The organism is Ethanoligenens harbinense YUAN-3, from assembly GCF_000178115.2.
Taxonomy (GTDB): Bacteria; Bacillota; Clostridia; order Oscillospirales; family Ethanoligenentaceae; genus Ethanoligenens; species Ethanoligenens harbinense.
Genome location: NC_014828.1, coordinates 925,387 through 937,184, shown reverse-complemented (window position 1 = coordinate 937,184; position 11,798 = coordinate 925,387). Strand labels below are relative to the sequence as shown.

Here is an 11,798-nt window from a genome sequence, read left to right as displayed (position 1 = left end):
TATTTAATTTTTCCATATCAATGGAGCATCGCTCTGCATCCTGTTGTTTTTCACGGTGCATGCATACCCATGTGTATCTGCAAGCCGGACAGCGGTTATCCAAAAACCGGAAATAAATATTGACATCCGATAGAAAAGCCCTTACTATTTCCATAAACAAGGGCCGCACCAGAAAGGAACGGAACCGGATCACCTGATACGGACGGAAAATCCACAGCCGGGTTTTCACACCGCAAGTGCGTCATACGCCTCCTTACGGCGGCCCTTCAGGCGCCGTCCTTTCGCTGCCGGCCGACCCCGCGCGTCTGTTACGGAACCGCACGCCGGGCGGCAAGTGCGCGCCTGCGATAACAATGCAACTTCAACCAGAGGAGTGTGTGCATGATGAAAAAAACAATCCGGTCGGCAATCTCTCTCCTGTTGACCGCTGCAACGGTGTTCACACTGGGGGCCTGCACAAAAAACGGCAACTCGTCCGGCACGACCGTAACCATCGGCTCCAAGGATTCCACGGAAAATCTGCTCGTAGCCGAAGTGTATGCGCTCGCGCTGAAAGACAACGGTTTCCATGTAAACCGGAAATTTAAAATCAACAGTACGCTCATACACAGCGCTCTCACCAGCGGGCAGATTGATCTCTATCCAGAATATACGAGCACCGGACTGCTGGCTGTTCTCAAGCTGCCTCTGATCACCGATCCCCAAAATGTGTATAATACGGTAAAAGTCGATTACCTCAAGCAATTCAACCTCGTCTGGCTCAACTATTCCCCCGCGAACGATTCCCAGTGCCTGGTCATAACCCAAGCAGCTTCCGCCAAATACAACATCCGGACCATTTCCGACCTCCAGAAGGGCGCCAGCCAGATCCGGTTCGCTTCGCAGGACCCATTCGACCAGCGCAGCGACGGCATGCCGGCTCTAACCGTGGCGTACGGCCCGTTTCATTTCAAATCCGAGCAGACCTATGACAACGGCCTGAAATATCAGATCCTTGCCAACGACAAAGCCGACGTAACCGTCGCCTACGCGACCGAAGGCCAGTTGTCGGACACCTCAAAATTTCTCGTTCTGGAAGATGATAAGCATGTCTGGCCACCATACAACCTTGCCCCCGTGGTGCGCAAGCAGGTGCTGGACAAAAACGCGAAGATTGCGACCGTACTCAACAAGGTTTCCGCTTTGATCAACACCAAAACCATGACGCAGCTCAACGCGAAAGTGGATGTGAACAAACAGAACTATGAAGACGTAGCCAAAACGTTTTACGACTCCATCAAGTCGAAGGTGCATGCCTGATCCCCGTTCCCGCCCCGCTGCCGGAAGGAACGACAAACAGGACGGCGCTTTTCTCCGCTCGGCAAATCGACCGGAAAAAACACACGGGAGCGGAAACACAGCTTCCAGCGATCCGCCACGCGGCCCGGCAAAAACCTTTCGGCGGAGCGATTCTGACACAAACAAATCACATAGCCGCTCAACAAAAGCGGATGTCCCGAAGATCCGGGACATCCGCTTTTGCATCTCGATCATGAGTGCGCGCTTTTATTTTCCCAGCAGTCTTTCCGCCCATTCCGCTTCTTTGAATCCCACCAGCACGAAATGGTCCCCGACAACGATCGGGCGCTTGACCAGCATGCCGTCGGTACCCAGCAGAGCAAACTGCTCATCCTCCCGCATAACAGGAAGTTTTTCTTTAAGCCCAAGTGTCCTGTACTGCAGACCGCTCGTGTTAAAAAATCGCCTGAGGGGCAGAGCGCTCGCTTTTTGCCAGTTGCGCAGTTCATTCTCGGTGGGATGTTCGGCCTTGATGTCGCGGAACGTATAGGCAATACCGTGTGTATCCAGCCAACCGCGCGCTTTCCGGCAGGTCGCGCACTTGGGATAACAGATAAACAGCATGGTTTTACAGTCCTTTCTGCCGCGCTTCCGCATCAGCCGCACCATTTTTCGATGGCGTTCCCATTGCGGACGATCAGCCTGCCGCCGTGCGTAGAGCATCCATGCGGATCTTGCCGCCATTGGATCTTCACGCCCCGCAAAAAGGTGCCGCACCGCGCGGACACGGCGGCTCCGTATGGTTTCTCTATTTGTTCGCGTAATAAAAGCGGCGCAGTTTCTCTTTGACATCCGCATCGAGATCGTGCCATCGGATGCCTTGAATCGCGCCTCCCAGCGCCGAAAGGCGCATCACACGATGGCACGGATGCGCCGCCATGCCTCCCGGCTGCCCAGCGTTTTCAGTTCTTCCAGAGTGGTAACACCCACCTGCGCAAGCTGCTGCTCTAAATCGGGGCCGATATTTACCAGTTTTGCAAGCTCTCCCATGTGATCGCCCTCCATGCCGTTTCCGTTTCATCCCGGCGGCCCTAAGCCCCGCACCGGTTTTCATTCCATGTCCTGCACTCTGCATGCACTCGCGGCTACATAACGGGAAGTCGCTTCTATATTAACACAGCCGCGTTTTTTATGTCCAGTCGCCGCGCCCCGCGCACAAAATTTCATAACGGCCGGATCACGATTTTCGACAATATCTATAATGGATTGACATATTTCGACGCACGCTTTATAGTTGTCATATGATATGCGTAACGGTGCGGGTTGGTGAGAAGTGCCATGCTATATGGAACTGCCGCGTTTTCGCTGCAAGCAATCTTTCGACATAGATATGAATTGTCCGTCTCGTGTCTGCTGCTGCTTTGGCTGGCGGCGGCATTTGGGGCAACCAAACTGCATACCAGATTCCGAATAATTCTGCTTGTTACGGTAATGGCGTATCAGGCGGTTTATATTGTATGGCGGATTTTCTTTACGCTGCCCCTGCATGCCGGGCTTCTCAGCATGGTCTGCGGTCTCGCGCTTATATCTGCCGAATTGTTGGGCGCATGGCAGTCAACTGTCTTAAGCCTTTTTTCATTAAAAAAATATCAGCCGCCCCGTGTGATCTGGCCCCGGGATGTCCCGTTACCCCGGGTGGACATTCTGGTGCTGACCTATAATGAACCGATTAATCTCCTGCGCAAAACGCTGGTGGCCTGCAAAAACATGGACTATCCCGAAAAGCTGCTGCATATCTGCCTGTGCGACGACGGCGCGCGCCCGGAAGCCTGGGCATTGTGCGATGAACTGGGTGTGTGTTACATTGCACGAAAAGAACGTTCGTTTGCCAAAGCCGGCAATCTTAACCACGCGCTCGCGCAGAACACCGGCGCCTTTTTTGCGCTTTTTGACGCGGACATGATCCCGAAACCGAATTTTCTCAAAGAAACAATCGGATATTTTTCAGACCCAAACGTAGGATTCGTGCAGACGCCGCAGGTGTTTTACAGCCCGGACCCGTTCCAGTTTAATCTGAAGTTCTACGACCGCATCCCCAACGAGCAGGATTTTTTCATGCGTGAGATACAGGAGAGCCGCGCACGCTACAACGCTGTGCTTCATGTGGGCACCAATGCGGTTTTCAGGCGAAAAGCCGTGGATGCAATCGGGGGCATCCCCACCGGCACCATCACGGAAGATATCGCCACCGGTCTGTTGATCCAGGCGAAAGGGTACACAAGCGTTTTTGTCAATAAAATTCTCGCCGTGGGGCTGGCTGTGGACCGATTCAGCGACCTGATCCAGCAGCGGGAGCGCTGGTGCAGAGGGCATATTCAGGTTTCAAAAAAATGGAACGTGCTCAAGATGCCCGGCCTCCGCTTTCGGCAGCGGCTGATCTATTTCAATGAACTGATCTACTGGCTTTTCGGCGTGCAGAAAATGATCTACATCCTGTGCCCTCTTCTGTATCTCATCTGCGGGCTCACCATCCTGAACGCCACGCCCTGCAGCCTGCTGATGCTGTGGCTCCCTACGTTTGCCGGGCTTGTTCTGTCTTTCCGGTCGTTCCGGCATCAAAATCGCAAGATTATGTGGAGCCATATTTACGAAGCGGCGATGGCGCCTTACCTGGCGGCGGCGTTCCTGACAGAATGGCTGATCGGCAAGCCGGTCCCATTTCATGTGACACCGAAGGAACGAACTGCAAAGCGCGCGGCATTTTCCTGGCACATGGCGCTGCCGCATATTGTCCTGTCTGCTCTCACGGTGCTCGGCTGGGCCATCACCTTCTGGAGAATCCAGTCCGGCGGTTGCAGCGGGACGGTCCTGCAGGCCATCGTGATCAATGCGGTATGGTCTGTTTATAACATGATTGCAATCGTGGCGGGCATCCTGCTGTGCCTTGAGCAGCCGCACCTTCGTGCCACCGAACGGATTCCCGGTCGGGCGGCCGTACTGCTCCGAGCAGCCGGACGGACAGAGCCGATCTCCTGCAGCCTTTTGGATCTTTCCGAAACCGGCGTGCGTCTGGAATGTGATACGGTGAACCTGCAAAAAAGCGACCGGGTACAGATTGATTTTCCCTATGCGACCGGTGTACGCGCAACCGTGGTGCGCCGCAAGGTATGGGAAAACCGGTCTGACGAAATGGCACTGCGGTTCACCGAGCTGTCTGAAAAGCAATATGCGGGCATTATCCGGTGCCTCACCCAATGGTCAAACGGATATTTTCATCCGGAGGCCCCAAGCGACCTGGAAACGTCCCGAGTCCCCTCTTATACCCTGCAGCGGAACGCGGAATAAGACCGATTGCACAGGCATTCCGCCCGCCGCTGCTGCGGCCGGGGTCCGAAGGAACGTTTCCATCCCGTGCCGCACAAAAAGAACGGAGTTGTCGATTTTGGAAAAATCGGCGGCTCCGTTTCTTTTGCTGGATCATCTCCATTTATGAACGGGCGCCGGTGCGGGCCGGCTGAATCACGGCCTGCACCGGCCCGTCAACGGATATATTCTTTGGGAACCAGCAGTTCCGCCCGTACAAGGTCGCCTTTAGTATATGTATCACCCGCATGCAGGTAAAGCCGCGCATTGGCGTGCAAAACCGACCGACCTCTCGACATGGAGCGCGGCACCGTGACCGCCTTGTAGACCCCGTCTTCCAGATAGATATGGAGCCTGGCACAAAAATCGATCCGCATCCCGCCGAAATCTTCCTGCAGCGCCGCTTCCAGCAGAGGGGGCACAACATCCGGCTGCCCCAAAAAGAAGTCAACCGCCGCATGCACGTAAAAATCCGTGGTGATCTCCGCGCCGACCGGCGGACCCGCGATGCCCATGACCGGTTGGCTGCCCACCATAGAAAAACTGGCATGTTTGCCCGGACCGTGCCCCAATTCATAAACCAGCACGCGGCCCATCTGCTCCAGCACGTCAATATTGTAATCCATACTGCCTTTAGAAGAGCCTGCATTAAGGATGACCATATCCGACCGGGCCAGCGCGCTTTCCAGCGCTGCGCGGATTAACTGCGGCTCATCGGGAATGATGGACAAAACCAGCGGCTCAGCCCCCCATTCACGCAGGAACGCCGCCATCATCACGCTGTTGGACTCCACATTTTTACCGGCAGGCACCGGCCCCCCGGCCGGGACCAGCTCGTTACCGGTCGGGATGATCGCCACGACGGGTTTTTTATACACTTCCACCTCGGTGATTCCGCCGGAAGCGAAGCAGCCCAGGTGGGCGGGGGCCATGCGCATACCGGGTGTTGCCAGCAGCTCGCCGATCTCCAGAAAATGACCGGCAGGGCTCACATGCTCGCCCGGAGCGGACGGCACTTGCGCGATCCGCAGCCGGCCTTCCGCATCGAACGATACCTTCTCAATGACCACTACGGTGTCGTATCCGTCCCGTATGGCTACGCCGGTGTTACTGAAATAATATTCCTCGCCCTCTTTCCAGCGCGCGGTGTCCGGCATGCCGTTCTGAAAATCCGCAAAGCGCACGCCGATGCCGTCCAACTGGCTGGCCGGACGGTTTGGCAACCGGTTTTGGGAGTGCACTTCCTGCGCGCAGATGCGCCCGAGACTGTCCGCCAACGAGACGATCTCCGTTTTAGATATTGGGGAGATGTTCTCGCGGATGATCCGGATCATCTGCTCACGGGTGGGAGTGAAATCATGCGATTGATACGGACGATACATAGCGGTCTCCCCTTGTCATTTTTATTTTCAGATAGAAACAAAGATGAATCGACACATCAGCGGGCACAGTCCGTGTCCGAGCCGGTGAGGATGCCCAGTGCGTGCGGAAGCTGCGGCAGGATAAAAGACAAGCTTTCACGCACAGCTTTGGGGCTGCCCGGCAGATTGATGATGAGGGTGCCGCCCCGAATGCCTGCCGCCGCCCGACTGAGCATGGCACGCGGCGTGAACTGCATGCTGTAGGCACGGATGGCTTCCGGAATGCCCGGAACCTGCTTTTCTACAACAGACAGGGTGGCTTCGGGCATATTGTCCCGCTTGGAAAAGCCTGTCCCACCGGTAGTCAACACCAGATCGGCCTTTTTCCGGTCGCACATCCGGCAAAGCTGTGCCGCCAGCCCGTCGTAGTCATCCGAAACCAGCGCATAATCCACCACCGTATAGCCGGCCTGCCGCACCAGTTCGGCAATGGCCGGGCCGCTGAGGTCTTCGCGCTCACCTGCCGCGCCTTTGTCACTCGCGGTGAGTATGGCAACTGTATAACCCATTCCACATGCTCCTCCCTTTCGTCCCGGTATCGTTCATCCGCCGATTTGCGCCATCTTCTTTTGCTCCGGGCAAGACGCGTTCATCTGCGCAAAATCCTGCGCCAGCGGCTTTTGCGTGATCGTTTTCTCCAAAAGGGCGGTCAACTGCGCATCGCCTGCACCCGTGCGCAACAACGGCCACAGCGGGACTGCGTTTCCGCTGGCAAGACACGGTTTCAACAAACCGGTGGCCGTCAACCGCAGGCGATTGCACGTCCGACAAAACGAATGGCTGAGCGGGCTAATAAACCCAATCTTCCCGGCAAACCCCTCCACCGACACATAGCGCGCGGGACCATTCCCTCTCCGACCCTCCCAGGGCATGAGCGGCCCAAAGGCTTGCTCCAGACGGTGACGCACCTCGTCGGTTTTCACCGGAGTGAATGCCGCGCCGCAGCCGATCGGCATCAGCTCAATAAACCGCACATCCAACGGCTTGTCTTTGGCCAGCTCCGCTAATGCGGGCAGTTCATCCTCGTTGAGCCCGGCAATCGGCACGGCATTGATCTTGATACGCAGACCCAAAGTGAGCGCGGCGTCTATCCCTCGCAGCACATCCGCCAGGCCATCGCGGCGGGTGATGGCACGGAATGTTTCCGGGTTGAGCGTATCCAGACTGACATTGACCGCTTCCACCCCGATCTGCGCAAGCTGCGGCAGAAATTGCGGCAACAAGATGCCGTTGGTCGTCATCGTGACCTGCCGGATGCCTTTTATCCCACGCAGTTTTTCCAAAAAGCCCAGCACGCCGCGGCGGACCAGCGGTTCTCCGCCCGTAACCTTGATTTTTTGAATCCCTGCGCGAGCCGCGCATGCCACCACCCGGAGCAGTTCCTCATAACGAAGCGTTTCGCTGTGCGGCACCAGGGAAATACCTTTGTCGGGCATGCAGTAACGGCAGCGCAGGTTGCACCGATCGGTAATGGACACACGCAGATAGTCCACCACGCGCTTTTCCATGTTCTCCATGTGTTCCCATTTTCTCCTTCAGAATACAGGCCGCTCACAGGCGCGCAAACCTGCGGCCACGGTTCGCAAAGCGGAAGCTTTCCGCGCGGCGGCAAATGGCAGGCGGCCGGCGTGTTAAATATGAAATATTATACGATATATTGTCAAAAGGCGCAAGACGCATTTATAAATGGCAATCATACCGCTTTTCTCATCTTTGTGAATTGATTTGTACAGAAAAAGACATATTTCGGTTGAATCCATGTAAAAAAACGATCACATCGTCGCTTTTTAAAGTGGATATATTGACAGAACGAGCCTTAAATATGTATAATGATTCATAATATATTTCATTTTAACACGTTTCGTTATACAGTCATCTGCCAGCAGCATGGCAAAACGCAGTGAAAAGGCAAGTGGTATCATCATGAATATTTTGGAATACGACCGCATGGCGGACACGGTCTTTTCACCGATCTATGACGTGATCGCCGAACACATTGTGCAAAAAGCGGGCATTTCAGAGGGCGTTTTGGTGGACATCGGCTGCGGCGGCGGGCATTTAGGCCTCACCTTGCTCCAAAAGACCTCCATGCGCGGGTATCTGGTGGATGTGGACGAACATGCAGTGGAAATTGCCGGCAAACGGGCGACACAGTGGAACTTGAGCGACCGCGCCAAAACCATGGTGCAGGATGTGCACAACATGCAGTTTCCGGACGGGTTTGCAGACCTGGTGGTAAGCAGAGGGTCTTTCGGGTTCTGGAAAACCCCCGAGATCGCCTTTTCCGAGATTTGGAGGATTCTGGCGCCCGGTGGCACGGCCTATGTGGGCGGCGGCCTCGGCAACCGGCAGACACAGGCGGTGATACGGGAGAAACTCAACGTGCTGGACCCGGAATGGCCGGCTTCCATGAAGCGCAAGATGCAGACTTTGAGCACCCCGGCCTACCGCGAAATCTTTGAAAACCTGCACGCAGCCTATGAGATCATAGAAAACGAGGACAGTGGAAGATGGTTCATTCTGCGCAAGACGTCCACATAGAAAAGGCACCCGGCAGTTTGTGGCGCCGCGCCCTTTGGCTTGGGATGATCGTTTTGCCGTTGGTCCTGGCCGTCGTTTCCTTTTCCGTCGGCAAATACCCCATCTCCGTTTCCGAGCTTCTGCACACGCTGATCTACTATTACATAGATCCCAGCCAGATTCACGACCCCAATCTACAGACCGTGCTGTTCAACATCCGCCTGCCGCGTGTGCTGACGGCCCTGATCGTCGGCGGAGGGCTTTCCATCGCGGGGGCGGCCTATCAGGGCATGTTCAAAAACCCCATGGTTTCCCCCGACATCCTCGGCGCTTCAGCCGGCGCGGGGATGGGCGCCTCGCTGGCTTTTCTGCTTTCGATGTCCATCGGAATGGTGCAGCTGTTTGCTTTTTTCGGAAGCCTGGCGGCGGTATTTCTCACCATGACAGTCAACCGCAAACTCTCCTACGACCCGCTGCTGGGCCTGGTGCTGGGCGGCATCATGGTGAGCACGCTGCTCAACTCCATCACCTCCGGCATCAAGATCCTGGCCGACTCCAGCAACAAGCTGCCCGCCATCACGTTCTGGCTGATGGGCAGTTTTTCGGGCATCACCCGCGCCAACCTTCTCAGCATTCTGCTGCCGATGGGAGCGGGATATGCGCTGCTGTTTATTCTGCGCTGGAAACTGAATGTGCTCTCGTTCGGTGAAGAAGAAGCACGCACCATGGGCGTGAAAACGGCGGCCGCGCGCAGATGGATCATCGTGGGCGCCACACTCATCACCGCATCCGCCGTTTCCGTCTGCGGGATGGTGGGCTGGGTGGGACTGGTCATCCCGCATCTGGCGCGGGCGCTGGTGGGCCCCAACTTCAACCGGCTTATTCCGGCCAGTGCGCTGCTGGGCGCCAGCTACCTGCTGGTGGTGGACAATGTGGCGCGTTGCGCCTGGTCGGTGGAGCCGCCCATCGGCATTTTGACCTCTGTGCTCGGGGTGCCCGTTTTCTGGGTCATCTTCCGGCACAACACACGGGGATGGAAAACATGATCGATGTGAAAAACCTTTCCTCCGGCTACGGCGACAAGCAGGTGCTCCAAAACGTCTCCTTTCAAATCAAAGAGGGCGAATTTGTGTGCGTGCTGGGCGCCAATGGATGCGGGAAAACCACGTTGCTCAAAACCCTGCTCGGCATGATCCGCCCTTCCGCCGGAGAGGTGCTGCTGGACGGCGAGGATGTCCACCGGATGAGCGAAAAGGAACTTGCCAGAAAAATGGCGTATATCCCGCAGACACATGTGCCCCCGTTCCCGTACACCGTGCTGGACGTCGTGCTCATGGGACGCACGCCGCATCTGAACGGCATGCAGATACCAGGCAGGGCGGATGTGGAGCTGGCGCGGGAAATCATGGAGTATCTGGGCATCGGCTGGATGGAAAACCTGCGCTATACCCAACTGAGCGGCGGACAGCGCCAGATGGTCATCATCGCACGGGCGCTGGCGCAGCAACCGTCCATCCTGCTGATGGACGAACCCACTTCCAGCCTGGATTTCGGCAACCAGTACCTCGTTCTCGAACAGGTGGCCCGCCTGACCCAAAAAGGGATGGGCGTGCTCATGGTCACCCACGACCCCGACCACGCGTTTTATTGCGCGGACAGGGTGGTTGCGCTGAAATCCGGCAAAGTGCTCCAGACCGGCACGCCGGAAGAAGTGGTTTCCGAATGCACGATGGGCCAAATCTACAGCAAGCGGGTCAGTGTGGCACGGGTCACGCTGGATGACGGCAAAACCTACTCCGTCTGTATTCCTGTGCCGGACCGTTAACCGGACGGCACAGCTTTATTATATAGAAAGATACAGAAAACCGCTCGTGCAGCCCTGCCTTGCAAGCTGCAAGAAAAGCGGAAATCTGAAAGGAAGATGGAGAGATGAAAAAAAGCAACACGGCAGTCAAATGCCTGCTTCTCGCGCTGAGCGTGCTGACAGCGGCGCAGGTTTTGACGGGATGCGCCCCCAAAACCACCGCCCAGTCGCAGAGCGGCAGCTCATCGCAGCAGGCGGACACCGTCCAGATCACGGACGACGTGGGCAGAAAGGTGACCATCCCGGCGCCGTCCAAACTCAAAAAGGTATATTACACCAGCCCACTGGGCATGCTGTTCGTTTACAGCCTGGACCCGAGCAAAATGGCCGGCACCGCCATGAAATTCTCCGACGCGCAGTTGAAATACCTGCCGGACGCCACCAAAAGCCTGCCGTATATGGGCGCCATGGACGGCGGCGGCAAGCTCAACCTGGAAGCCCTTGTTTCCTCCGGGACCCAGCTCATCATCTCCGCGAACGAGAACATTACCAACACCACCGCAAGCGATGCGGACACATTGCAGCAGCAGTTGAACATCCCCGTCCTGGTCCTCAACAGCGATATGACCAAAATCGCCAACAGCTACACGTTGCTGGGCAAGATCTTTGGCGAGCAGCAGAAAGCTAAAGAGCTCTCCGATTACTGCAAAAGCGTGTTCACCAACGTGGTGGACAAGGTGAACAAGATCCTCGACAGCAAACGCGTGAAGGTCTATTATGCCGAACAGGCCAACGGCCTTTCCACCGAGCCTACCAGCTCCAGCCATGCGGCCGCCCTCAAATATGCCGGCGCCCTCAACGTGGCGGCGGTGGACGCCAAGGCGGGAAGCGGGTTCAGCCCTGTTTCGCTCGAGCAGGTCATCTCCTGGGACCCGCAGGTCATCATCTCCTGGAGCGACTCCAGCGGCGGTGCGTTCAGCAGCATCCGCCAGAACAAGGACTGGGCCGGCATCAGCGCGGTGAAAAACAGCAAGGTCTATGCCATGCCCAACACGCCGTTCAGCTGGCTGGACCGTCCGCCGTCCATCAACCGTTTTCTTGGCATCCAGTGGGTGGCCAACCTGCTTTATCCGGATGTTTACAAAGTGGACATTGTGCAGGTGACGCAGAAATTCTATCACCTGTTCTATCATGTGGATCTCTCCACGGCGGATGTCAAGGCACTCCTGAAAGATTCCGTCCCACAATAAAGTACAGCCTGCCTGTTCATCGCCCTTCCGGTTCCCGCGGAGCCGGAAGGGCGATGAACGCGCCAAGACCCTTTCAACGTTTCAAGCGGACAATGGCAATGGCGCTCATGCGGATGACGCTTTGACCGGACCACTCCTCCACCGCTCTTCAACATGCAACCT

At 56.4% G+C, this 11,798-nt stretch carries 11 protein-coding genes; 6 read left to right on the top strand and 5 right to left on the bottom strand.

Annotation, left to right across the window (positions count from 1 at the left end):
• Positions 1-384: 384 nt before the first annotated feature.
• Positions 385-1,299, top strand: coding sequence for a glycine betaine ABC transporter substrate-binding protein (locus tag ETHHA_RS04370; protein WP_013484794.1), 915 nt, complete (start codon positions 385-387; stop codon positions 1,297-1,299).
• A 246-nt stretch (positions 1,300-1,545) separates the two neighbouring features.
• Here ETHHA_RS04370 and ETHHA_RS04365 read toward each other — a convergent pair whose 3' ends face one another.
• Entirely contained in the window at positions 1,546-1,902 is a 357-nt protein-coding gene (locus tag ETHHA_RS04365; RefSeq protein ID WP_013484793.1) for an arsenate reductase family protein, read from the bottom strand.
• 288 nt (positions 1,903-2,190) lie between these two features.
• The gene (locus ETHHA_RS16225) at positions 2,191-2,328 is read right to left on the bottom strand and encodes a TfoX/Sxy family DNA transformation protein (protein WP_341349193.1); all 138 of its coding nucleotides are present in this window, start codon (positions 2,326-2,328) and stop codon (positions 2,191-2,193) included.
• A gap of 288 nt (positions 2,329-2,616) precedes the next feature.
• Between ETHHA_RS16225 and ETHHA_RS04355 the strand changes: the two genes are divergently transcribed.
• Complete coding sequence (locus ETHHA_RS04355; RefSeq protein WP_013484792.1) at positions 2,617-4,623, top strand: glycosyltransferase family 2 protein; 2,007 nt, start codon at positions 2,617-2,619, stop codon at positions 4,621-4,623.
• A 194-nt stretch (positions 4,624-4,817) separates the two neighbouring features.
• On the opposite strand, the gene ETHHA_RS04350 is transcribed toward ETHHA_RS04355, so the two are convergent.
• From ETHHA_RS04350 to moaA, 3 genes are read right to left on the bottom strand one after another with little or no spacing between them, the layout of a single operon-like run.
• Positions 4,818-6,023, bottom strand: a complete 1,206-nt coding sequence (locus ETHHA_RS04350) for a molybdopterin molybdotransferase MoeA (protein ID WP_013484791.1) — start codon at positions 6,021-6,023, stop codon at positions 4,818-4,820.
• A 56-nt stretch (positions 6,024-6,079) separates the two neighbouring features.
• Positions 6,080-6,571, bottom strand: a complete 492-nt coding sequence (locus ETHHA_RS04345; protein WP_013484790.1) for a MogA/MoaB family molybdenum cofactor biosynthesis protein — start codon at positions 6,569-6,571, stop codon at positions 6,080-6,082.
• A gap of 33 nt (positions 6,572-6,604) precedes the next feature.
• Positions 6,605-7,579 (bottom strand): GTP 3',8-cyclase MoaA, encoded by a 975-nt coding sequence (gene moaA / locus ETHHA_RS04340; protein WP_013484789.1) that lies wholly within the window; start codon positions 7,577-7,579, stop codon positions 6,605-6,607.
• Between the two features lie 406 nt (positions 7,580-7,985).
• Between moaA and ETHHA_RS04335 the strand changes: the two genes are divergently transcribed.
• The 4 genes from ETHHA_RS04335 (at position 7,986) to ETHHA_RS04320 (ending at position 11,636) form a co-directional block, all read left to right on the top strand.
• Entirely contained in the window at positions 7,986-8,603 is a 618-nt protein-coding gene (locus ETHHA_RS04335) for a class I SAM-dependent methyltransferase (RefSeq protein WP_013484788.1), read from the top strand.
• Between the two features lie 44 nt (positions 8,604-8,647).
• Positions 8,648-9,628 carry a FecCD family ABC transporter permease gene (locus ETHHA_RS04330; protein WP_242822107.1) on the top strand — a complete coding sequence of 327 codons (981 nt, stop codon included), beginning with the start codon at positions 8,648-8,650 and terminating at the stop codon, positions 9,626-9,628.
• Positions 9,625-10,407 (top strand): ABC transporter ATP-binding protein, encoded by a 783-nt coding sequence (locus ETHHA_RS04325; protein ID WP_013484786.1) that lies wholly within the window; start codon positions 9,625-9,627, stop codon positions 10,405-10,407. Before ETHHA_RS04330 ends, ETHHA_RS04325 begins: the two co-directional genes overlap by 4 nt.
• Positions 10,408-10,511: 104 nt before the next feature.
• Positions 10,512-11,636 (top strand): ABC transporter substrate-binding protein, encoded by a 1,125-nt coding sequence (locus tag ETHHA_RS04320; protein ID WP_013484785.1) that lies wholly within the window; start codon positions 10,512-10,514, stop codon positions 11,634-11,636.
• Positions 11,637-11,798: the final 162 nt, after the last annotated feature.